The following is a 22343-nucleotide window of genomic DNA, read 5'->3' on the forward strand; positions in this document are numbered from 1 at the left end:
CCCGTCACGCTTCGGACGACCTCACACCGCACCGCCGCGCGACTTACTCGAGCTTCCCGAGCGCCTCGAAGAAGTCCGAGGAGGGCCCGGCGATCCGGACCGGCGGCTCCGTCGTCGCGACGGTCACCTCGGTGGGGACCTCGAGGGTCCGCTGATCGCGGCCGTCGGTGATGACGACGGCCTCGTCGGTGTCGGTGAGGGTAACGCTCACGGTCGCGTCTGATCCGACCAACAGCGGGGGCATCCCGTCCTCGGCGCACATCTCTGTGACGACCAGGCCGTCGACCGACGGGTGAACGAGCGGTCCGCCCTCCGAGAGGTTGTACGCGGTCGACCCGGTCGGAGTTGACACGAGCACGCCGTCTGCGTGACCGCTGGAGTAGAGCGACCCGTCGACGCGGACCTCGTACCCCACGCCGCCGCCGCGACCGCGTCGGCCACCCTGGACGACGATCTCGTTGGCCGCCGGATCCGAGCGCCAGCCCTCGCACTCGGCGGCGATCCGTGGGGCCTCGCGGACGTGCATCCCGTCGCCGCGGAACGCGTCGACCTCGGCGAGCACCGCGTCGACCGCGTTGTCGGGCGTGACGCCGTTGAGAAACCCGACCTCGCCGAGGTTCACGCCGAGTATCGGCACGCCGCCGGCGCCGCGGGCCGCAAAGAGGAACGTCCCGTCGCCACCGATAGAGACGACGAGATCGACGCGGTCCATCGCGGAGACGGGGATGCCCTCGAGGTCGAGGGCAGAGGCTGTCGCCTCGTCGACGGTGACGCGCACGTCGCCTGCTCGGAGCCGATCGCGCAGGTCCTCCGCCAGGTACGCCGCGCGGGTGTTCCCCCGCTGGGCGACGATGCCGACTTCCATACCCGGACGTGGCCGCCCCCGGTCAAAAAGCCACTCGACAGCGGCTGATGACCCGCGGGGTCGGTCACGTGAGCGCGCAGGAGCGCGGGTACGCTGGGGAACATTCATGCCCGCGGCCCGTCTCCGAGGTGACGATGAGCGAACGGTCGAGGACGGCGCACGCCGCGCGTGCCCCGCCACGGCGGGCGACGGTGGACCGAGCACGCGGGAGGAGCCGACCGTGAGCGACGACGACGACTGGTACGAACGCGCCCTCCGGGAAGCCGACGAAGACGGTGAGGAGCCCGAGTCCGACGACGAGCGAGCCAGCGACGAGCGAGCCGACGGTGATCACGCAGATGACGATCGAACGTCGAGAGAGGAGGAGCCGGCAGGCGCTGGCGACGACGCCGCGTCGGGCGACCCCCCGTTCGAGGCGGACGTCGACCCCGCCGAGGGCGAGTTCGACGACGACTTCGACGATCTCGACGGCGGTTCGTTCGACGCGGCCTTCGGCGACGACTTCGAACCGCGTCGCGTCGAGACGGCGGAGCCGGACTCCGCGGGTGACCCAGAGTTCGGGGGGACCGACGCCAGCGGCGAGCGCGACGAAGACGCCGAAGGTCAGGACGTCCGACCAGACCAGTCGACAGGCGAGACAGGAGCCGGCTCGTCCGCGGACCCTGACTCGGCGGACGGTTCGACCGACCCGTTCGGCGGGGTGAGCGACGACGCGGCAGACCCCGCCGGCACCGGTGGCGACGACCCGATGGACGACCCGTTCGGGGACGATTTCGGCGCGGCGATGCAGAACGCGCCGGGATCTGGGGGCCAGGACGGCGGTGGCCCGGGAGGTGCGGGGGGTGACGAGTTCGGTGGCGGATTCGGCGACTTCGGTGGCGGTGGGTTCGGAGGGGGCGGGATCGCCGGCGGCGGTCCCGACTTCGACGAGGAGGAGTTCGAGTCGGACATCAAACGGATCGACATCGGGATCGAGGGGCTCGACGAGATGATCCTCGGCGGCGTCCCCGAGCGGTCGCTGATGGCGGTCGTCGGCAGCGCCGGGACGGGCAAGACGACGTTCGGGCTCCAGTTCCTTACCGAGGCGCTGAAGAACGACGGCGACGCGGTGTACATCACGCTCGAGGAGTCCAGAGAGCGGATCCTCTCGACAGCCGAAGAGAAGGGGTGGGAGTACCGTCGCTACGCCGAGGAGGACCGCCTCGCGGTCATCTCCATGGACCCCATCGAGATGGCGAACTCGCTGGACTCCATCCGCGACGACATCTCCCGGCTCGTCACCGAGTTCGGCGCCGACCGACTCGTTCTCGACTCCGTCTCGCTGCTGGAGATGATGTACGACCATCCGAGCAAGCGCCGCTCGGAGGTGTTCGACTTCACCAGGTCGCTGAAACAGGCGGGCGTGACGACGATGCTGACGAGCGAGGCGAGCGAGGACAACCCCTACGCGTCGCGCCACGGCATCGTGGAGTACCTCACCGACGCCGTGTTCGTCCTCCAGTACGTGCGCCCGTCGGACTTCCGCGAGACGCGCCTCGCCGTCGAGATCCAGAAGATCCGCGACGCGAACCACTCGCGCGAGACGAAGCCCTACGAGATCATGAACGACGGCATCTCGGTGTACCGGCAGGCGAACATCTTCTGAGCCGGATACCCGGGACGGCTCCCGGGGTTGCGGCCAGCGTCACGTCTCCGGCGTGAGCGGCGCTTCGAGCCGAACTCCGACTTCCGACGGTCGACAGTGAACCGCGACCGGCTGACGACGACCAAGCGGGTCAGACCTCGGCGGTCCAGTAGGAGACCGACGAGAGCTTCTCGCCGATCTGGTTCGAACCGATCGCCTGATCAAGCGACCAGAAGGGGTCGGCGACGGCGTTCGGCACTTCGCGATAGAACCCGTAGGGGAACACGAAGTCGTGGTCGGCCTGGCGGAGGCGCAAGCCGGCGCCGTCGACGAGCCGCTCGACCTCCTCGCGCCCGTACAGCCGCGACCCCATCGGAAGCGCCCAGTTGTACAGCACGCGGAACGATGACCCCCGGAACGTGTCGAAAAAGACCACGTCCTTCGAGACGCGCGCCATCTCTGCGAGGAACTTCGCGGGCGTGTCCGCGAGGTGGAAAAACCGCATCGCGAACACGGCGTCGAAGTGGTCGTCAGGGAACGGGAGCCGGGCGGCGTCGCCGCGCATGAACTCGACGGTCGACGCGATGCCGGCCCGGTGAGCCTTCTCGCGTCCCTGCGCGAGCATCGCGTCGGAGATGTCGAGGCCGACGATGTCGGCGCCCCGCTCGGCGAGCATCACGGTGAACCGTCCGGTACCGCAGGCGATCTCGAGCACGCGTTCGTCCTCGACCGGCGCGAGCGCCTCGAGCACGGCGCGCTTCTCGCGGCGGTCGATGAGGCGTCCGCCCTTCGAGAATCGCTTGCTGTCGTACTCCTCGGCGACCGCGTCGGCCTGGTACCACTCCTGGCCCTTCACACTACATCCGGATGCTCGGGCGAGCGGTAAAACGATACTGATAGCCCGCCGACTGCGGCGCGGTCCGCGGCTCGCCACCGTGGGTTTCTACGGACCGATCACCCGCTCGTGACGATCCGCTCGGTCGGGATCCGGATGATGACGCGAGGGCCCGACTCCTCGCCGTGGTGCGGATACTCGTCGACGTCGAAGTACCGCTTCGCCAGCTTGTCGATGTGCTCGACGGCGCCGTCCTCGGTGAGTTCAGCTTCCCCCATCACCGACACGTAGCGGTACGGGTCCTCGGGGTCGGTGACCGAGAGCCCGACCTTCGGGTTGTTCCGGACGTTCCGTTCCTTGCGCCGGCCGCGGGCGGTGTTGACGAGAACGTACTCGCGGTCCTCGTGGTCGACCCACACCGGCGTAACCTGTGGCGTTCCGTCTGGCATGACCGTCGAGAGGTGCGCGAACGACTCCGACTCGAAGATGTCGACGTGTGACGCTGGAATCACGTGTTCCCCTCGGCCGGGCGGTACTTGGTCGTTAGCGTCGGCGATCCGCACCGGGGGGCTGGCGTCCCGTCGGTTCGACAGCGCGTCGCCTTCCGCTCGCTCCCCGACCGAACTCGGCACTTGTCAGAGAATCGCCCCGCCGAACTGGCGGATTCTGCCCGAACGGGCACAGTGATATTATGCGTATAAGGGATATGCACGAGTTGGTCTTGTATTGAGGCAACCTTTACCAGCACCCTTGAACTCCGAAGGAGTATGAGCACCAGTACCGCGGACCCGGACGCTGCAGACGCGCTCACCGACACTGAATATCGCGATCTCCTCAGCGACCTGCCGCCGAGCGCGAAGCTCGTCGCCAAGGTCCTCGAGGGCGACGCGCCGCTTTCACAGGGGCAGTTAGCTGAGGAGTCGCTGCTCCCTGACCGCACCGTGCGCTACGCCCTCAATCGGCTGGAGGAGCAGGGACTCGTCGGCTCGCGGTACTCGTTCAAGGACGCGCGCAAGCAGGTCTACTACCTGAACCGGTAGGCAGGTCGTCGCTCGCTCCGAAGCCGTTCGACGCCGTCGCCGCCGCCATCGTCATCGCCCGCGCGTCGGTTGCGGAGGCCGGTTGGAATCCCCCCTTTTAAGTCCACGACTTCCTACCCTGAGCTATGGAGCTCTCGGTGGTCGTCCCGACGCTCAACGGTCGGGACAGGCTGGCGGCCAGCCTCGACGCGCTGGCGGCCGAAGCGCCGGACGTGGAGGTGATCGTGGTGAACGGTCCCTCCGCAGACGGGACGACCGGGATGGTCCGCGACCGCGACGACGTGGACGTCCTCGTCGAGATCGCCGCGCGCAACGTGAACGTCGCCCGCAACGCGGGCCTGGAGGTGGCTGACGGCGACGCGATCGCCTTCCTCGGCTACGACCACGAGGTCGAACCCGGGTGGCGCGAGGGAGTGGCCGACGCGTTCGCCGAGGGGGCGTCGGTCGCCACAGGGCCGCTGCGGCGGGCGGTGCGCGGCGGCGCGACGAGCGACGGGCTCGAGCGTCGGCAGATCGCAGACAGGGAGGTGTCGTATTTCAACGGCCGCAACGTCGTCTTCGCGCGCCCCGTGCTGGCGGAGCTGGACGGGTTCGACGAGTACCTCGAAACCGGCGGCGCGCGCGACGCCGCCCACCGCCTCGCGGGAATGGGCGTGGACGTGACGTGGCGCGGCGACGTGGCCGCCCGGCGTCGCGCGGAAGCGACCGACGGCGGGATCGAGCGCCGGGACCTCGGCTGGAAGTACCGGGCGCTCGCGTACCGGCTCACGAAGAACTACGGGGTCCGACCGACGGTCCTCCGCCGAACGCTCAGCCACGCCGTCGGCGACGCCGCGGGCGCCTTGCGCGACGTCGTCGGCGGCGAGGCGACTCCCACCTCGTGGGCGCGAAACGGGCGCGACGTGATCGCGGGCATCTCTTCTGGCGCCTCCGACGGGCTCGTCGCCCGCGCCCGCGACCGCTCGCCGAAGCGGAACCCGAACGGCGTCACCGCGCGGGCCGACCGCGCCGTCGCGCGGTACGACCGACGGACGGACTGAGGGGGACGGCGGCCTGTCACACGTCCGCACCGGGAGCCAGCGCGTCGATGACGCGCGCGGCGTTCTTCGAGAGCGCGCGGTCGAGCAGGTCCTCGGGCACGTCGAGCGTGAGCACCTCCATCACGCCGACGTCGGGATGGGTGTCGGGCGCGCCCGAGCCGAACAGCACGCGGTCGGGGTGTTCCAAGAGCCCCCGTTCGAGCACGTCTCGGAACCGGACGAACGCGGTGTCGAGGTAGAGGTCGTCGTGGGAGTCCAGCAGCTCCAGCGCATCGTCCATCAGCCCCCGATCGAGGGGGTAGCCGCCGAACGACGAGAGGATCACCGGGAAGTCGTACGACAGCACCGTCTCGGCGACCGCGTCAGGCGGGTAGCCGCGTCCGGCGTGGACGATGACCGGCTCGCCGGCGACGGCGATCTGGTCGAGCGTCTCCTCGGTCGGGAGCCCGTCGCTCACGGGGTCGAGCACGAAGCCGTGAAGGCGGCTGTCGTAGGCGTACTGCTCCACGTCGCCGGGATCGGTGTGGTGGTCCGCGGGAGCGGCAGCGAGGTTGCGAAGCCGGGAGACAGCGGAGTCGCCGGGGTCGCGGGGACCGTTCAGCCGCGCCATCGCGCGGAACGGCCGGTCGACCGAGAGGCGTGCGACGGCGTTGTTCGCGCGGAGGTACCCCTCACCCGCCGGACGCGGTCCCGGCGCGACTGCCGACTGGACCACACCCGCCTGGTGCATCTCGCGCTGGAGCCGTTCTGGAGAGCTGTCGCGTCCGCGAGAGGCGACGACCGCCCCGTCCTCGGGGTCGAGGCGCGCGTGCACGTCGACCACGCGGAACCCGTGCTCCAACTCCAACATCTATCTCCTCCCTACGACGCTCCCGACTTGAGTGTTGCAGTCTCCGGGCCATCGATCGAGCGTCGGGAACCCGCTGCGTTCGGCGCCCGCAATCGCGCCGGCGCTGCGACGAGCTCTCACGTCGCAGTCGACTAGTTTTCTCGGTACTCGCTACGATATCTTCATATGGAATCGCGACCTATCTACTCGTTGATCACTCCATGAGCTACATGCAGCAACCCCTCTACGTTCTGACTGAGTCGACCCAGCGAACCAGCGGCACCGACGCGCGTCGGTCGAACGTCGCCGCCGGGCGAGCCGTCGCGAGCGCGGTCCGAACGACGCTCGGTCCCCGCGGGATGGACAAGCTGCTCGTCGACTCCTCGGGCGGGGTCGTCGTCACGAACGACGGCGCGACGATCCTGAGAGAGATGGACATCGAGCACCCGGCGGCGCAGATGCTCGTCGAGGTCGCCGAGACCCAGGAGTCAGAAGTCGGGGACGGCACGACGACGGCCGCGGTGCTTGCGGGCGAGCTGCTCGCGCGCGCCGAGGGACTCCTCGACGACGACGTCCATGCGACGGCCGTGGTCGAGGGGTACCACGAAGCGCTCCGGCTCGCGCTCGACGCCGTCGACGGGCTGCTCGTCGAAGGCGAGGTCGACCGCGACGCGCTGGTGACGGTCGCCGAGACCGCCATGACCGGCAAGGGAACCGGTGACGTCGCGACCGGCGTGCTCGCCGAGATCGTCGTCGACGCGGTGCTTCAGGTGGCAGACGACGGCCGCCGGGTCGACCGCGACGACATCCGCGTGTTCACCCGAACGGGCGCCTCCGCGGCCGCGACCGAACTCGTCCGCGGCGTCGTCTTCGAGGAGGAACCCGCCGCCGACAACATGCCCCGCAGCGTCGAAGACGCGACCGTGGCCGTGCTCGACATGAAACTCGACGTGCGCTCGGGCGAGGTAGACACCGAGTACACGATCACCTCCGTCGAGCAGCTCGACGCCGCGATCTCCGCGGAGGACGCCGAGCGCCGCGGGATCGCCGAGACGCTCTCAGAGGCCGGCGTCGACGTGGTCTTCAGTTCGAAGGAGATCTCCGATCCCGTCGCCGCGTACCTCGCCGACGCTGGCATCCTCGCGTTCTCCAACGTGAAGACGAGCGAGGCGCGCGCCTTCGCCCGCGCCACCGGCGCTCGACGCCTCGGGACGCTCGACGGCATCGAGTCCGGCGATCTCGGCACCGCCGCGTCCGTTCGCGTCGAGCGCCACGGCGGCGACGATGTGACCTTCCTCGACGGGAGCGACGACTCCCGCACCGTGACGCTGTACGTGCGGGGATCGACCGACCACGTGGTCGACGAGACGGAGCGCGCGATCGACGACGCCCTCGGCGTGGTCGTCGCCGCTCACGCGGACGGCGAGATCGTCCCCGGCGCCGGCGCCGTCGAGATCGCGATCGCCGATCGCCTCCGCTCGGGCGCCAACGCGGTCACCGGACGGAAGTCGCTGGCGGTCGAGGCGTTCGCCGACGCCGTCGACGCCATCCCGCGAACGCTCGCGGAGAACGCGGGGCTCGACCCGATCGACGCGCTGGTCGACCTGCGCGCGCGCCACGACCGCGAGGGCGTCGCCGGCATCGTGATCGACGGGCCGTCCGTCCAGATCACCGATCCCCGTGACGACCGGGTCGTCGACCCGGCGGCCGTCAAGCGCGAGGCATTGGAGTCCGCAACCGAGGCAGCGACGATGATCCTCCGCATCGACGACGTCATCGCGGCGAACTGAGCTGCGCACGGCCGAGTTTTCGGGGGATATCTTGGGACGGTAGCGACACCGACGGCCGCTAAAGGCTCGGAAGGGACCAGTCTCTCCGAACTGCGACCAGCCGAAGCGCGAACACGCCGACTGCGACCCCCAGCGTCGCTGTCGCGCCCCGGACACCGGCCGTACCGGCGAGGACGTAGGCGACGCCGCCCAGCAGCGCGGGCGTCGCATAAAAGTCCTCACGGAGCACGACGGGCGTTCTGGTGAGCAAGAGGTCCGACAGCGAGCCGCCGCCGACGCCGGTGAGCGTCGCGGTGACGACGACGCCGAACGCCGAGAGGCCGGCATCGGCGCCGACGGCCGCGCCCGAGGCGGCGAACGCCGCGAGCCCGACCGCGTCGGCGACGAGGAACGCCGAGTGGTCGCGGACGCGACCCGCTCCCCCAGACAGCGCCGCCGCGACGAGGAGGCCGACGCCGACGCCCGCGAGCACCACCAACACGTCGCCCGTCGAGCGCAACGCGGCGGGGACGCGGCCGACCAGCACGTCGCGGATGGTGCCGCCCCCGAGCGCGGTGAGCACGCCGAGCGTCGCGACGCCGAACGGGTCGAGGTCGGCGTCGGCGCCCTTGAGCGAGCCCGCGACGGCGAACGCGAGCAGGCCGACGAGGTTCATCGCCGCGACCGCGGCGGCGGCGGGGACGGTCGAGGCGGCGGCGGTCACCGCCGAGACGGCCGAGACGACCCACACGGCTCAGGCCGTCGGCACCGTCGCCGAGACTTCCTCCTCGAACGAGAGCGTCACGGCCCGACCGGGCGCGATGTCGAACGCCTCGTCGCCGCGTCCCTGGTTCGCGTCGCACTCGACGAAGCCGTGGCTGCCGACGGTGACGAGGGGGTCGTGTTTGTCCACGTCGGCGAACGTCTCGACGACCGGCACCTCGCGGACGCCGGCGGCGGTCTCGACGGCGATCGTCTCGCCGACGCGCCCCTCGAGGAAGTCGCCGGGGACGTTGGTGACCGCGTTGCCGAAGTCGTCGACGACGAGCACTTCGCCGGAGGCCGTGTCGGACTCGACCCAGGCGTCGGGGATCGCGTAGTCGTCGTAGTCGTCGGCGCGGACGAACCCCTCGAGCGACTCGATCGCGTCGACGCCGGCCTCGTGGACCCGGGCGGCTGCGGGCGCGAACACGTCGCGCCCGTGGAACGTGCTGGACCGTGGATCGGGGTCGTCGACCGCGTACACGTCGATCGCGTCCGCGGGGTCGGCGTCGGGACCGACGTGCTCGGCCGCCAGCGCGCGGGCCGGCGGAAGCAGACAGCCGTTGTCTGGCCCGACGAGCGCGTGGTCGCCCGCGCGGACGCAGACGGCCGCACGGTCGGTCCCGACCCCGGGGTCGACGACGACGAGGTGGACGCCGGGCGGGAACTCGGGGAGGACGAAGCGGAGCCAGAAGGCGGCCGCACGAGGGTCGCCCTGCGGGAGGTCGTGAGCGACGTCGACCAGGTCCGTGACGCCGCGCGAGCGGAGGACGCCCTTCATCGCGGCGGGGTACGGCGAACCGAAGTCGGAGGCGAGCGTCAGCATTCGAAGGTCACGCCGGGTCGGCGGTTGATCCGTCGCGGTCCGTTTCGATCGACGCGTCCGCACCGTTGGCGTCCGAGGAGGACACCTGTCGGATGCGGTCGACGCCGTCGATCTCCTCGATCGTCGCGACGACCTCGTCCGGCACGAGTGGCCTCCAGCCGTCGCCGCGGATCATGCGCTGGCGGAGTTCACTCCCCTCCAGCACCTCTCGACGGAACATCGGCGAGGAGCGGACTTCGACGCCCGCTTCCTCGAACAGGCGGACGACGAGGGGGTTGTTCGAGTACGCCACGTCGAACTTCGGCGACATCGACTGGACGTGGCTCACCCACACCGAGTTGCGCTCGAGGTCCTCGATCGGAACCACGTACGTGGTCACGTCGAGATCGGCCAGCGACTTCGTCACCATCATCACGCGCTCGCCGGCGGTGAACGGGTTGCGATGGGTGTGGGAGTCGCCCGCCGACCCGATGCCGAGGACGAGTTCGTCCACGTCGTCGGCGATCTCCTCGACCATGTGGTGGTGGCCGTTGTGGTACGGCTGGAACCGCCCGATGTAGAACCCCCGCATGCGTGGACGTATCTCGCGGCGAGTTTAAAAGCCCGGCGAGTGGTGCGGGGGCAGACGAACGCCGGTCACCGCGTCGCTACTGGCCGTTCTCGCTCGGGCGAGCGCGGCTCACGGGGGGAGAAAGTATATGAATCGACAGACCCTGTTTCTCGGTAGTAACGATTCTATGAGCAACGATCGAAACGACAGCCGGGACGGCGATGACGTCCTGGGCCCGGAGGACGCTCCTGCCGACGACGACCCCGAGTCGAACGGGATTGACGGCGGGAGATCCGGCGGGACCACCGGCGGCCGTTCGGTGGGCGCCTCCAACGATCCCTCCGACCAGGACGCCGACATCGACGACCTCGGGAGCGATGTCGAGATCGACGCGGAAATCGACGAGGAGATCGCCGAGGACCACCTCCTCGGCGGCCTCCAGATCGACTCGACCAACGACATCGAGGTCCCCGACCGGCTCGTAGACCAGGTGATCGGGCAAGAGCACGCCCGCGACGTCGTGATGAAGGCGGCAAAGCAGCGCCGCCACGTGATGATGATCGGCTCGCCCGGGACGGGTAAGTCGATGCTCGCGAAGGCGATGTCCGAGCTCCTCCCGAAAGAGGAACTGCAGGACGTGCTCGTGTACCACAACCCCGACGACGGCAACAACCCCAAAGTGCGGACGGTGCCGGCGGGCAAGGGCGAACAGATCGTCGAGGCCCACAAGGAGGAGGCCAGAAAGCGCAACCAGATGCGCAGCTTCCTCATGTGGATCATCATCGCGGTGGTGCTGGGCTACTCGCTGCTCGTCGTGAGCAACATCCTCCTCGGCATCCTCGCTGCCGGTATTATCTACCTCGCGTTCCGCTACGGCTCGCGCGGCAGCGACTCGATGATACCGAACCTCCTCGTCAACAACGCCGACGAGAAGTCGGCGCCGTTCGAGGACGCCACCGGCGCCCACGCCGGTGCGCTGCTGGGCGACGTCCGCCACGACCCGTTCCAGTCCGGCGGGATGGAGACGCCGAGTCACGACCGCGTCGAGGCCGGCGCCATCCACAAGTCGAACAAAGGCGTGCTGTTCGTCGACGAGATCAACACCCTCGACATCCGGTCCCAGCAGAAGCTGATGACCGCGATCCAGGAGGGCGAGTTCTCGATCACGGGCCAGTCCGAGCGCTCCTCGGGCGCGATGGTCCAGACGGAGCCCGTCCCGACGGACTTCATCATGATCGCGGCGGGGAACCTCGACGCGATGGAGAACATGCATCCCGCGCTGCGCTCGCGGATCAAGGGGTACGGCTACGAGGTGTACATGGACGACACCATCGAGGACACCCCCGAGATGCGGCGCAAGTACGCCCGCTTCGTTGCCCAGGAGGTCGCGAAAGACGGGCGGCTTCCCGCCTTCAGCGAGGAGGCCATCGAGGAGGTCATCCTCACCGCCCGCCGCCGTGCGGGTCGGAAGGGCCATCTCACGCTGGAGCTGCGGAACCTCGGCGGACTCGTCCGCGTCTCGGGCGACATCGCCCGCGGCGAAGACGCCGACCGCGTCACTCGCGACCACGTGCTCCAGGCGAAGGGTCGCTCGCGCTCCATCGAGCAGCAGCTCGCCGACGACTACATCGAGCGGCGCAAGGACTACGAACTGCAGGTCGCCGACGGCTACCAGGTCGGTCGCGTCAACGGGCTCGCGGTCATGGGCGAGGACTCGGGTATCATGCTCCCCGTCATGGCCGAGGTCACACCCTCGCAGGGGCCCGGCCAGGTGATCGCCACCGGGCAGCTCCAAGAGATGGCCGAGGAGTCCGTCCAGAACGTCTCGGCGATCATCAAGAAGTTCTCCGACGAGGACATCACCGAGAAGGACATCCACATCCAGTTCATCCAGACCGGCCAACAGGGCGTCGACGGCGACTCGGCGTCGATCACGGTCGCGACGGCCGTCATCTCCGCGCTGGAGGAGATGGGCGTCGATCAGAACCTCGCCATGACCGGCTCGCTGTCGGTCCGTGGCGACGTGCTCCCGGTCGGCGGCGTCACCCACAAGATCGAGGCCGCCGCCAAGTCCGGCTGCAGCCGGGTCATCATCCCCAAGGCGAACGAGCAGGACGTGATGATCGAAGACGAGTACAAGGAGATGATCGAGATCATCCCGGTCTCGCACATCTCGGAGGTGCTCGACATCGCGCTGGAGGGCGAGCCCGAGAAGGACTCGCTCGTCGACCGCCTCAAGAGCATCACCGGCTCCGCGCTCGAGAAGACGGGCGAGGGCGCCGGCACCGCGGGCCCGACCAGCCCCAGCCCGCAGTAGCGACCGGACGTGACGCGCTGGACGGCGTTCGCGGGGCTGGCGACCGTCGTCCTGATTCTGCTCTTGGGCCTCGCGCGCCTGTCGGAGGCCCGAGTCGCACCGCACCCTGAGCCCTCGGCTCGCGACGGCACCGGGCGCGCGGATGACGCGCCGGAGGACCCCGGGCCCGCGACCAGAGGGCCGTCCCACTTGGGACCGGGCGACGGTCCGGACCGGACGCTCGCGTCCCCCGAGCGCAGCCCCGTCGCCGCCGCGGAGGCGGACGCGTCGCTGTCGGCGGGGGCGCTGCTCGCCAACGTCGCGCTCTCTCAGGGCTTGTTCGGCGCGGTGCTCGTCGCGGCCGCGCTGTGGGCGGACGTACCCGCCGCGGCGCTCGGGCTCGCGCCGGTCGCGACGGCGACGGACGCGGGGATCGGCGTCGGCCTCGGCGTCGCGCTGTGGCTCGCTGCGAGGCGGGCGGGCGATTCGCCGAGCGCGTCGGCGTCGAGGTGAACGAGGCGCTGCGCGGCGCGCTCGCGCCTGACTCGGTCGGCGGCTGGGCGGTGCTGCTGTTCGCTGTCCTGCCGACGGTCGCGCTGTTCGAGGAGTTCCTCTTTCGCGCCGTCCTCGTCGGTGCGTTCGCCGCTGGCGCGGCCGCGACCGGCGTCCCCGCGTCGCCGTGGCTGCTCGCGGCAGGCTCCTCGGTCGCATTCGCGCTGGGGCACGGAGCGCAGGGGCGAGCGGGCGTCGTCGCCACGGGAGCGCTGGGGTTCGTTCTCGCGGCAGCGTTCCTCCTCACCGAAAGCTTGCTGGCGGTCGTCATCGCTCACTACTTGGTGAACGCGCTCACGTTCGTCGTCCACGAAGGGATCGGCGTCGGCCGGTGAGTCGCCCCTCGGGTGCCCGGTCTGTCGTGATGTCGGGTGCTCCACCGAGCGCGTCACGCGGGCGTGACGTTCGGCGCTCGCCGCCGTCAGACCTTCGGCAGACGACCGGCAGACGGGGTCGCCACCCTTACCTCCGTCCCGCTCCCGTCGTGCGGTATGTACGCGTCGAAGCGAAGCGTCGACCTGTCGGCGGGCGTGGCGGTGTTTCTCGCGTGCGCCGCCGTCGTCGCCGGCGTCGGCGCCTGGTATCGTGGCCTGGTCCCCGCGGACATGGCCGTCGGAGCGGCGATGTTGGCGGTCGGGGTCCTCGCGAGTCAGCGAACGATGTGGCTCCACAGCGCGCCGACAGAGGCCGGCGCGCTCTCGAACGCCGGACTGTTCGCGCTCGCGTCGGGCGCGAAGATCGGCGGCGTCGAGGTCGGGGTCGGCTCGCTCGAAACCGCCGGCGAGGCGCTGTTCCTCATCGCAGTCGCCTACTTCCTCGTGCGCGCGTACGGTCGATAGTCGCCGCCGATCGCGGTCCGTCCGTTCTCCACGCCGAGCCGCCCGGTCCGACGGCGGTCAGATCCCCTCGATCTCCCTGAGCCGTGCGGCGACGGCCTCGGGCGTCGCGCCCGCCGCGTTCCGCACCCGGTGGTCCGGGATCACGATCGGTACCGGGTTCGCCCGCAGCGCCTCGCGGGCTGTCTCCAGATCGGCATCGTCCTCGTGATCGAGATCGGCGGTCATCTTCGCCACGCGTTCGAGGTCGATCGCCTCGCCGTAGGGAATGTTCCGAACCGACTCCAGCACCGACCGCTGGGCCGTCGGGACGGTTATCGCGATCTCCAGGTCGGCGAAATCGTCCTCGGCGCCGGCGACGTATTCGTCGAGGCGGTCCAGCAGGGGGTGCTCGCTGTCCACGTCCCCCGAGAGATCCTCGGCGAACGAGACGGAAATGAGTCGACCGCTCGCGGTCCCCAGCTCCAGCACCCGATCGATCGCGTCGAATCGACGCCCGAACACGCCCGTGTCGCTCACGCCGCCCGCCTCCGAGCTGTCGTCCCCGTCGCCGCCGAGAAAGTCCGTCATAGCCGACCGAACGCGACGGCGCCGCTTCAATCCCGTGCCGTCGCGACCGCCGCACGCGACTCGGCGTGACGGGCCGGCTATCGCGCGCGGCGCTACACAGCCCCCGCGCCGATCCGCCGAGCCGACGCAACACTTTTGAACGAAAGAGCCCACCGATGTACATAGATGAACACACGATCCGAGGAACTCGCGCCGGCGGTGCGATCGATCCTCGATGCCGCGGCCGACCGACCGGGAGGCGACGAGCGCGTCGCCGTCGACGCGCGGTCGCTGTCGACCGCGTTCGCGACCGCGGAGGCCGACGGGCGGGTTCCGGTCATCGCGGAGGTGAAGCCGACGAGCCCGACGACCGACGGGGCGCGCCGCGAGGACCCGGTCGACCTCGCCGAGTCGATGGTCGCCGGCGGCGCCGCGGCGCTGTCGGTGCTGACCGAACCGGAGCACTTCGGCGGCTCGCTCGACACGCTCGACCGGGTTCGCGCGGCGGTCGACGTTCCCGTCCTGCGCAAGGACTTCCTCGTGCGCGAGGACCAGTTGGACGCCGTCGAGGCCGACCTCGTGCTCCTCATCGCCCGGTTCGTCGGGGACGACCTCGCGGATCTCGTCGCGGCGGCCCGCGACCGCGGCTTCCAGCCGCTCGTGGAGGTCCACACGCGCGAGGAACTCGCGGCGGCGTTGGCGGCCGGCGCGGAGCTGATCGGCGTCAACAACCGGGACCTCGGAAAACTCGCGGTCGACCTCTCGACGTTCGAGGCGATCGCACCGGAGGTTCCCGACGGAGTGACGCTGATCGCAGAGTCGGGGATCGCGACGCCCGCGGACGTCCAGCGGATGCGCGACGCCGGGGCCGACGGGCTGCTCATCGGCTCGGCGATCATGGACGCGGAGGGGACCGACGAGGCGGGCACCGGCGGCGACGTTTCTGCCAACACCCGTCGGTTTACGGCCGCGGAGACGGAGGAGGAGGTATGAGCAGCGAACGCGAGCGGAGCGATCCCACAGAGGGCGAGCAGTGGGTGTCGGCCGGGGACGGGAAGTTCGGCCGCTACGGCGGCCAGTACGTCCCCGAAGCGCTGATGCCCGCGATACAGGAGTTGACCGACGCCTACGAGCGGTACGTCCTCAACAACGAGGACGGCTTCATGGACGAGTTCCGCCGGCGGATCCGCGACTTCGGCGGGCGTCCCACCCCGCTCCAGCGCGCGGACCGCCTCTCCGAGCGCTACGACACCGAGGTGTACCTCAAGCGGGAGGACCTGCTCCACGGCGGCGCGCACAAACTGAACAACGCCCTCGGGCAGGTGCTGCTCGCGAAGTACATGGGCAAAGAGCGCATCATCGCCGAGACGGGCGCCGGTCAGCACGGCACCGCGACGGCGATGGCGGCGGCCCATCTCGGGATGCCCTGCGAGGTGTACATGGGCGAACGCGACATCAACCGCCAGCGCCCCAACGTGTTCCGGATGAAGATCAACGGCTCCGAGGTCACCCCGGTGACGACGGGCCGCGGCACGCTGAAGGAGGCGATCTCCGAGACGATGCGCGACTGGGCGACGAACGTCGAGGACACCCACTACGTCATCGGGTCGGTCGTCGGCCCCCACCCGTTCCCGCAGATGGTCCGCGATTTCCAGGCGATCATCTCCGAGGAGGCCCGCCGACAGGTGCGAGAGACCGCCGGACGGCTTCCGGACTCGGTCGTCGCCTGCGCGGGCGGCGGCTCGAACACGATGGGATCGTTCCACCACTTCGTCGACGACGAGTCGGTCGACCTGCTGGCCGTCGAAGCCGGCGGTTCCTCGCTCGCGGTCGACGAAGACGAGGGCGTCGCGCCCAACTCCGCGTCGCTGTCGACCGGGAGCGAGGGCGTCCTCCACGGCGCGCGAACGAAGCTCCTGCAGGACCACGACGGCCAGATCGTCGAAAGCCACTCCGTCTCCTCCGGGCTGGACTACGCCGGCGTCGGACCGGAGCTCGCGTCCCTCGTCGACGAGGACCGCGTCACCCCCGTGAACGTCGACGACGACGCGGCCATCGAGGGGTTCCACCGGCTCTCGCAGGAGGAGGGGATCATCCCCGCGCTGGAGACGGCCCACGCGTTCGGCTACCTCCACGAGCACCACGAGGGTCTGGGCGACGTGACGGTGATCAACGTCTCCGGCCGCGGCGACAAGGACCTCGACACGGCCATCGAGGAGACGGCCAAACGCGACGTGGCGAACGCGCCGGACATGTCGATGTTCGACGGGGGGCTGCGATGAGCGACGACGCGGCGGCCGACCGAGTCGCGGCCGCGTTCGCCGACGGGCCCGCGTTCGTCCCGTACCTCGCCGTCGGCGACCCGGACTACGAATCCTCACTGGCGTACGTCGAGGCGCTCGCCGAGGGCGGCGCCGACGTGATCGAACTGGGGCTGCCCTTCTCCGAGCCCATCGCCGAGGGACCGACGATCCAGAACGCCGTCGTGCGCGCGCTGGAGGCGGGAATGACGCCGACGCGCTTCTTCGAGTTCGTCGAGGAGGTCGACGTGGACGTGCCGCTCGTGTGCATGACGTACTACAACCTCATCTACCAGTTCGGCTCCGAACCCGGCCCGCGGCCGTTCGTCGAGAAGGCGGCCGAGGTCGGCCTCTCCGGGTTCGTCGTCCCCGACCTCCCGGCCGAGGAGGCCGGCCCCCTCCGGGCGGCGTGCGACGAGTTCGGGCTCCACCTGATATCGATCGTCGCGCCGACGACCGACGAGGCGCGACTGGAGAAACTCGTCGGGGTCTCCTCCGGCTACCTCTACGTCCAGGCGCGCCTCGGCGTCACCGGCGCGTCGTCGTCGGTGTCGGATCAGACCGGGGAGTCGCTCGCGCGTCTCTCGGGGGTCGCGCTCCCGAAAGCGGTCGGGTTCGGCATCTCCTCGGGCGAGCAGGCGGCAACGATCGTCGAGGCGGGCGCCGACGGGATCATCGTCGGCTCCGCGCTCGTCGACATCGTGGCCGACGGCCACGAGCGGGGGGCATCGACCGAGTCAGTCGCCGAACGGCTCGAAACGAAGGCGCGCGAACTGAAGCAGGGGGCCGTCGACGGGTACGGGCGACGGACGCCGACACCCGAAGGTACTTCCGATTGAGCCGTTCGCAAGCCATTTACGCCAGATCACGCCATACCACACCAATGGAACACGCCGGCCTCACAGCACGACTCGATCGCATCTCGACAGACGACCGAATCCTCATGGTCCCGATGGACCACGGGATCACCCTCGGCGCGGTGACGGGACTGAAAGACATCGAAGGCACCATCGACGCGGTGACCCGCGGCGGTGCCGACGCGGTGCTCACCCAGAAGGGGATCGCCCCGCGCGTCCACGACAACCTCAACGGCGCGGGCTACGTCGTCCACCTGAACGCCTCCACGTCGGTCGGTCCCGAGAGCAACGATAAACGCCCCACGGGCACCGTGAAGGGGGCCATCCGCGCGGGCGCCGACGCGGTCTCCATGCACATCAACGTCGGCTCCGACTACGAGCCCGGCCAGATGACGTTCCTCTCGGAGCTGTGTGAGACCGCCGGCGACTACGGCGTGCCGGTGCTCGCGATGGCGTACGCCCGCGGCGCCAACCTCGAGGGCGACGACCCCGAGCACGACGCCGAGTACCTCGGCCACGCGGTCCGCCTCGCCGAAGAGTGCGGCGCCGACCTCGTGAAGACGGCGTACTCCGGCGACGCGGCCAGCTTCGAGCACGTCTGTGAATCGACGCGCCTGCCGGTCATCATCGCCGGCGGCTCGCCCGTCGGCGACCTCGCGACGCTGGAGAGCGTCCGCGGCGCGATGGACGCCGGCGCCGCGGGCGTCTCGATGGGCCGAACCATCTTCCAACACGACGACCCCGAGGCGATGACCGCGGCGGTGTCGGCGGTCGTCCACGGGGACGCCGACGCCGAGGACGCGCTGTCGGGGTCCGGGCTGTAACGAATCTGTCGCCGTATCCGCCAGGCTGTAACGAATCTGTCGCCGTATCCGCCAACTTGAAGCGCCGTCCACGATAGCGACCGGTAATGACCGGAACGCGATCCGTCTGGATCCGAGCCGACGGCGACGTCGGCGACTGGGACGTACGACGCGAGCGGATCACCGCAGGCCTCGAGGCCGGCGTCGACTGGGTGCTCGTCGACGAGCGCGACGTGGCGAAGGTGCGCGAACTGGGCGACGTGAACGTCGCCGCCTTCCGCTCGGACGCCGACGTGGACGTGATCGAAGACGCCGAGTCCGGCGGCGGCGCGGCCGGCGGGGACGCCGCGGTCGCCGACGCCTACATCGTCGGGAAGGACGGCGAGGGCGACGGAACCGTCGACCTCCCCACGGACTTCTCGGGCTCGGCAGATCTCTCGACGCTCCGCCGCAGCGACAACCGCGCACAGGGCGCGTTCGTCCGCATCTTCGACGAGGACTACGAGGCGTTCGCCGAGGCCGCCGCCCGCGACGCGGAGTTCGTCGTCGTCGCCAGCGAGAACTGGCAGATCATCCCGCTGGAGAACCTCATCGCGCGCATCGGCGACGACACCACCCTCGTCGCGGGCGCGACGACCGCCGAGGAGGCCAGGACGGCGTTCGAGACGCTCGAACTGGGCGCCGAGGGCGTCCTGCTGGACACCGATAACCCCGACGAGATACGCAAGACGGTGGAGATCCGCGACGAGGCCGACCGCGAGACGCTGGACCTGACGACCGCGACCGTCACCGCCCTCGAGCGCACCGGCTCGGCCGACCGCGTCTGCGTCGACACCGGGACGATGATGGACCACGACGAGGGGATGCTCGTCGGGTCGATGTCCCGGGGCCTGTTCTTCGTCCACGCCGAGACGGCCGATTCGCCGTACGTCGCCTCCCGGCCGTTCCGCGTCAACGCCGGCGCGGTCCACGCGTACGTCCGTACCCCCGACGGCGGCACGAAGTACCTGAGCGAACTGCGCTCTGGCGACGAGGTCCAAGTGCTCGACACCGACGGGAAGACGCGCGAGGCCATCGTCGGCCGCGTGAAAATCGAGAAGCGCCCGATGTTCCGCGTGCAGGCTGAAGTCGAGACCGACGACGGCGAGGTCGACCGCATCGAGACGCTCATCCAAAACGCGGAGACGGTGAAGGTCGCAACCGCCGACGGTCGGAAGGCGGTCACCGAACTCGCGGAGGGCGACGAGGTCCTCGTCTACTACGAGGACGTGGCTCGCCACTTCGGCGAGGCCGTCGAGGAATCGATCATCGAGCAGTAACGGCGGTCACGGAGGCGTTCGGTCCAGATCGAATTCGATGCGCGGTCGCCTCAGAGTCTGGAGCGGCCGAGTCGGCTACCGCTCGACGTACTCGAACTCCACCGAGCAGTACCAACAGAACCCCAGCGACAGGTCGACGCCGCGGCCGCACTGCGGGCACGCGAGCGCGCCCCGTCGGGCGTCCCGGCGGGCGAGCACGTACGCGTCGGCCGACGAGAGCGCGATGACGACGCCAAGCGGGACGACGAGCGCGCTCCCGCTCGCCAGCCCCGTCCACGTCGCGCTCGCGGCCAACGCGTCGCCGACCCCGACGCCGACCACTCCAGCGAACACGAGCGCCGAGCCGGTGAGCAGCGACAGCCACGCGATCCCCCGAGTCCACCGGCGGAGGTACGCGTGCCCCAACGCCGGCACCACCGCCAGCGCCGCGGCGACGACGGGTCGTCGTTGCATGCCCCGTAGCTCCGTCCCTACGCGTATCAAGCTTCGTACGGGCCGTCAGACGCGTGTCCGCCTCGCGACGGCTCCGCGTCGGCGGCGGTCGACGGGTTCTCACGAGAGGTCGTCGACGAGCCGTCGGAGCGTCGCGAGGTCGTACTGCCCGGGCGCCGTCGCGTCGGCGGCGTCCACGGGCGCGTAGCCGAGTCGTGACCCGTACACCGGCGCGACCGCGCGGGTGTGGCGCCCGGCCTCGCCCATCGCCATCGTCGCCACGCGGTCGCCGCGGATCGTCGCGCGGTGAGTCGCCGCCAGCAGGTCCAGGGCCTCGCCGTTCGTCCGCGCGGTGACTGCCAGCTTCCCCGCGTCGCCGGCGGCCGCCGCCGCGCGGAGGAGCCCGTCGAGCGTCGCCGGCGACGGCGTCCCGTCGAAGTCGTGGACGGACGCGACGACCGCGGCGCCGTTCGCGCGGGCGTGCTCGACCAGCCCCGCCGGGTCGATCTCGTTCGTCCCGGCCGGTCGACCGCGCAGGGTCGCGAGCTCGACGTCGACTGCCGCAATCGCCTCGTGCTCGACGGCCGCCGCAAGCGCGTCGAGGCGGCCGTACGGCGCCGTCTCACCTCCTTCCCAGTGAGGGCGGTTCGTGACGAGGAGGGGAAGCTCGCCGTCGTAGCCGTCGAGCGTCGCAAGCGGCTCCTCGGCGAGATCCATCCGGAATTCGACGCAGTCGGCGTGCTCGCGTGCTGCCGGCTCCTCGTCGAGGTCCGCCGTGCTGGCACACAGCGAGAACGAGTCGAGAGCGAACGTCATTGTGACATCTGCGTGCCGGGGGCGGAAAAGCGTCCCCGTGGCCCACGATCCGCGACCCACCCCAAGCGTGACGTGGTCGACGTCGCGACCGGCGACCCGCCCCTCGACGCGGAGGCCGGCGGTGAACGCGAACGCGCCCCCGACCGCGAACAGCGCGATCACCGTCACGGGCACCGGCGAGGCGGGGAGCCCGAACAGGACGACGGTGGCGGCGCTCAGGCCGAGGAGGAGCACCCTTTATAATAGCTCGAGCCGTGGACGCACCGCTCGCGGGAACGACGTGTCGGGGAAAAGCGGTCGGGTCCGGGGGGCGCGGGCGCCGAGGCCGAGCTCAGGCGACGAGGCCGTCCTCGGCCTCGAGCAGCTCGTGGTAGCGGTTGCGGATGGTGACCTCCGAGATGTCAGCGACCTCAGAGACGGCCGCCTGCGTCGTCTTCTCGTTGGTGAGCAGCGCGGCCGCGTAGACGGCGGCCGCGGCGAGGCCCACCGGCGACTTGCCCGAGTGGACGCCTTTCTCCTTGGCGTTCTTCAGGAGCTGCTTGGCGCGCATCTCCGACTCGTCGGACAGTTCGAGGGAGGATGCGAACCGCGGGACGTACTGTTCGGGGTCGGCGGGCTTGACCTCCAGCTTCAGCTCGCGGACGACGTAGCGGTACGTGCGGGCGACCTCGTCCTTCGAGACGCGCGAGACGTCGCTGATCTCGTCGAGCGAGCGCGGGACGCCGGCCATCCGGGCGGCGGCGTACACGCAGGCGGTCGAGACGCCCTCGATGGAGCGCCCCGGCAGGAGGTCCTCGTCGAGCGCGCGGCGGTAGATGACCGACGCGGTCTCGCGGACGTTGTCCGGGAGGCCGAGCGCGGAGGCCATGCGGTCGATCTCGCCGAGCGCCTGCTTGAGGTTGCGCTCCTTGGAGTCGCGCGTGCGGAACCGCTCGTTCCACTTGCGCAGGCGGCGCATCTTCTGGCGCTGGCGGGCGCCCAGCGATCGGCCGTAGGCGTCCTGGTCGCGCCAGTCGATGTTGGTCGACAGTCCCTTGTCGTGCATCGTGTTCGTCGTCGGGGCGCCGACGCGGGACTTCTGGTCTTTCTCGGCGGCGTCGAACGCGCGCCACTCGGGGCCGCGGTCGACGGAGTCCTCCTCGATGACGAGGCCGCACTCCTCACAGACCGTCTCGCCGTGCTCCTCGTCTTGAATGACGTTACCGGAACACTCGGGACAGACGAGCTCGTCGCCCTTCTGCTCCTCCTGCTCGGATTCGTCTTGGTGTTCGTGTGCGGTTCGTCGGTCGCGCCCGGCGGGTCGCCGGCGGGTGTGTGTGTTCTCGCTCATTGCATCTGAGGGGGCGTGAGCCCGAAAGGGGATACAAAAAACCCCGGGTGACTCTGTGCCCAAAGGATGCGTGATCAGTATAAAAATCAAACGGTGTCACGACGGCAGTGCTA

The 22343-nt window shown here is 70.1% G+C and carries 22 protein-coding genes and 1 pseudogene; 12 read left to right on the forward strand and 11 right to left on the reverse strand.

From position 1 onward, the window contains the following. Window positions 1-43 precede the first annotated feature (43 nt). The gene (locus P0Y41_RS13490; protein ID WP_284061831.1) at window positions 44-865 is read right to left on the reverse strand and encodes an NAD(+)/NADH kinase; all 822 of its coding nucleotides are present in this window, start codon (window positions 863-865) and stop codon (window positions 44-46) included. Between the two features lie 220 nt (window positions 866-1085). Here P0Y41_RS13490 and P0Y41_RS13495 point away from each other — a divergent pair, with 220 nt between their 5' ends. Then, window positions 1086-2510 carry a KaiC domain-containing protein gene (locus P0Y41_RS13495; protein ID WP_284061832.1) on the forward strand — a complete coding sequence of 475 codons (1425 nt, stop codon included), beginning with the start codon at window positions 1086-1088 and terminating at the stop codon, window positions 2508-2510. A gap of 130 nt (window positions 2511-2640) precedes the next feature. Here P0Y41_RS13495 and P0Y41_RS13500 read toward each other — a convergent pair whose 3' ends face one another. Then, the gene (locus P0Y41_RS13500; RefSeq protein WP_284061833.1) at window positions 2641-3345 is read right to left on the reverse strand and encodes a class I SAM-dependent methyltransferase; all 705 of its coding nucleotides are present in this window, start codon (window positions 3343-3345) and stop codon (window positions 2641-2643) included. Between the two features lie 98 nt (window positions 3346-3443). Next, the gene (locus P0Y41_RS13505) at window positions 3444-3836 is read right to left on the reverse strand and encodes a PPOX class F420-dependent oxidoreductase (RefSeq protein WP_284061834.1); all 393 of its coding nucleotides are present in this window, start codon (window positions 3834-3836) and stop codon (window positions 3444-3446) included. A gap of 255 nt (window positions 3837-4091) precedes the next feature. Here P0Y41_RS13505 and P0Y41_RS13510 point away from each other — a divergent pair, with 255 nt between their 5' ends. Together P0Y41_RS13510 and P0Y41_RS13515 are read left to right on the forward strand one after the other, a co-directional pair. Next, entirely contained in the window at window positions 4092-4364 is a 273-nt protein-coding gene (locus P0Y41_RS13510; RefSeq protein ID WP_222607189.1) for a MarR family transcriptional regulator, read from the forward strand. A 125-nt stretch (window positions 4365-4489) separates the two neighbouring features. Then, the gene (locus tag P0Y41_RS13515; RefSeq protein ID WP_284061835.1) at window positions 4490-5404 is read left to right on the forward strand and encodes a glycosyltransferase family 2 protein; all 915 of its coding nucleotides are present in this window, start codon (window positions 4490-4492) and stop codon (window positions 5402-5404) included. A gap of 16 nt (window positions 5405-5420) precedes the next feature. Here P0Y41_RS13515 and P0Y41_RS13520 read toward each other — a convergent pair whose 3' ends face one another. After that, window positions 5421-6254, reverse strand: coding sequence for an amidohydrolase family protein (locus P0Y41_RS13520; protein WP_284061836.1), 834 nt, complete (start codon window positions 6252-6254; stop codon window positions 5421-5423). Window positions 6255-6463: 209 nt separating this feature from the next. Here P0Y41_RS13520 and thsA point away from each other — a divergent pair, with 209 nt between their 5' ends. Further along, window positions 6464-8023 carry a thermosome subunit alpha gene (gene thsA, locus P0Y41_RS13525; RefSeq protein WP_284061837.1) on the forward strand — a complete coding sequence of 520 codons (1560 nt, stop codon included), beginning with the start codon at window positions 6464-6466 and terminating at the stop codon, window positions 8021-8023. 58 nt (window positions 8024-8081) lie between these two features. On the opposite strand, the gene P0Y41_RS13530 is transcribed toward thsA, so the two are convergent. The 3 genes from P0Y41_RS13530 to P0Y41_RS13540 form a co-directional block, all read right to left on the reverse strand. Next, window positions 8082-8678, reverse strand: coding sequence for a trimeric intracellular cation channel family protein (locus P0Y41_RS13530; RefSeq protein WP_284063421.1), 597 nt, complete (start codon window positions 8676-8678; stop codon window positions 8082-8084). 78 nt (window positions 8679-8756) lie between these two features. Then, the gene (locus tag P0Y41_RS13535) at window positions 8757-9590 is read right to left on the reverse strand and encodes an SAM hydrolase/SAM-dependent halogenase family protein (RefSeq protein WP_284061838.1); all 834 of its coding nucleotides are present in this window, start codon (window positions 9588-9590) and stop codon (window positions 8757-8759) included. 7 nt (window positions 9591-9597) lie between these two features. After that, complete coding sequence (locus P0Y41_RS13540; protein WP_284061839.1) at window positions 9598-10161, reverse strand: nicotinamide-nucleotide adenylyltransferase; 564 nt, start codon at window positions 10159-10161, stop codon at window positions 9598-9600. Between the two features lie 166 nt (window positions 10162-10327). On the opposite strand from P0Y41_RS13540, the gene lonB reads away from it, so the two are divergent. The 3 genes and pseudogenes from lonB to P0Y41_RS13555 all read left to right on the forward strand — a co-directional run bounded on the left by lonB (window position 10328) and on the right by P0Y41_RS13555 (window position 13827). After that, window positions 10328-12457, forward strand: coding sequence for an ATP-dependent protease LonB (gene lonB / locus P0Y41_RS13545; protein ID WP_284061840.1), 2130 nt, complete (start codon window positions 10328-10330; stop codon window positions 12455-12457). Between the two features lie 9 nt (window positions 12458-12466). Further along, window positions 12467-13323 (forward strand): annotated as a pseudogene (locus P0Y41_RS17920) (CPBP family intramembrane glutamic endopeptidase). A gap of 156 nt (window positions 13324-13479) precedes the next feature. Continuing rightward, window positions 13480-13827, forward strand: a complete 348-nt coding sequence (locus tag P0Y41_RS13555; protein ID WP_284061841.1) for a hypothetical protein — start codon at window positions 13480-13482, stop codon at window positions 13825-13827. Between the two features lie 57 nt (window positions 13828-13884). Here P0Y41_RS13555 and P0Y41_RS13560 read toward each other — a convergent pair whose 3' ends face one another. Beyond that, window positions 13885-14394 (reverse strand): MGMT family protein, encoded by a 510-nt coding sequence (locus P0Y41_RS13560; RefSeq protein ID WP_284061842.1) that lies wholly within the window; start codon window positions 14392-14394, stop codon window positions 13885-13887. Window positions 14395-14559: 165 nt separating this feature from the next. On the opposite strand from P0Y41_RS13560, the gene trpC reads away from it, so the two are divergent. From trpC to P0Y41_RS13585, 5 genes are all read left to right on the forward strand, one after another. Next, a complete protein-coding gene (gene trpC, locus P0Y41_RS13565; protein ID WP_284061843.1) occupies window positions 14560-15366 on the forward strand; it encodes an indole-3-glycerol phosphate synthase in 807 nt (268 codons plus the stop codon). After that, window positions 15363-16655 carry a tryptophan synthase subunit beta gene (gene trpB / locus P0Y41_RS13570; protein ID WP_284061844.1) on the forward strand — a complete coding sequence of 431 codons (1293 nt, stop codon included), beginning with the start codon at window positions 15363-15365 and terminating at the stop codon, window positions 16653-16655. The genes trpC and trpB overlap by 4 nt, the downstream gene beginning before the upstream one ends. After that, on the forward strand, window positions 16652-17512 hold the full coding sequence (gene trpA / locus P0Y41_RS13575; protein ID WP_284061845.1) for a tryptophan synthase subunit alpha: 861 nt from the start codon (window positions 16652-16654) through the stop codon (window positions 17510-17512). Before trpB ends, trpA begins: the two co-directional genes overlap by 4 nt. A gap of 44 nt (window positions 17513-17556) precedes the next feature. Next, window positions 17557-18354 (forward strand): 2-amino-3,7-dideoxy-D-threo-hept-6-ulosonate synthase, encoded by a 798-nt coding sequence (locus P0Y41_RS13580; protein ID WP_284061846.1) that lies wholly within the window; start codon window positions 17557-17559, stop codon window positions 18352-18354. Window positions 18355-18440: 86 nt separating this feature from the next. Further along, a complete protein-coding gene (locus P0Y41_RS13585) occupies window positions 18441-19652 on the forward strand; it encodes a 3-dehydroquinate synthase II (protein ID WP_284061847.1) in 1212 nt (403 codons plus the stop codon). 75 nt (window positions 19653-19727) lie between these two features. Here P0Y41_RS13585 and P0Y41_RS13590 read toward each other — a convergent pair whose 3' ends face one another. The 3 genes from P0Y41_RS13590 to P0Y41_RS13600 all read right to left on the reverse strand — a co-directional run bounded on the left by P0Y41_RS13590 (window position 19728) and on the right by P0Y41_RS13600 (window position 22230). Then, complete coding sequence (locus P0Y41_RS13590; RefSeq protein WP_284061848.1) at window positions 19728-20105, reverse strand: DUF7575 domain-containing protein; 378 nt, start codon at window positions 20103-20105, stop codon at window positions 19728-19730. Between the two features lie 99 nt (window positions 20106-20204). Continuing rightward, complete coding sequence (locus P0Y41_RS13595; protein WP_284063422.1) at window positions 20205-20900, reverse strand: type I 3-dehydroquinate dehydratase; 696 nt, start codon at window positions 20898-20900, stop codon at window positions 20205-20207. Between the two features lie 331 nt (window positions 20901-21231). Then, window positions 21232-22230 (reverse strand): transcription initiation factor IIB, encoded by a 999-nt coding sequence (locus tag P0Y41_RS13600; RefSeq protein ID WP_284061849.1) that lies wholly within the window; start codon window positions 22228-22230, stop codon window positions 21232-21234. Between the last annotated feature and the right edge of the window lie 113 nt (window positions 22231-22343).

It is taken from the genome of Halobaculum halobium (genome assembly GCF_030127145.1).
GTDB classification, from domain to species: Archaea; Halobacteriota; Halobacteria; order Halobacteriales; family Haloferacaceae; genus Halobaculum; species Halobaculum halobium.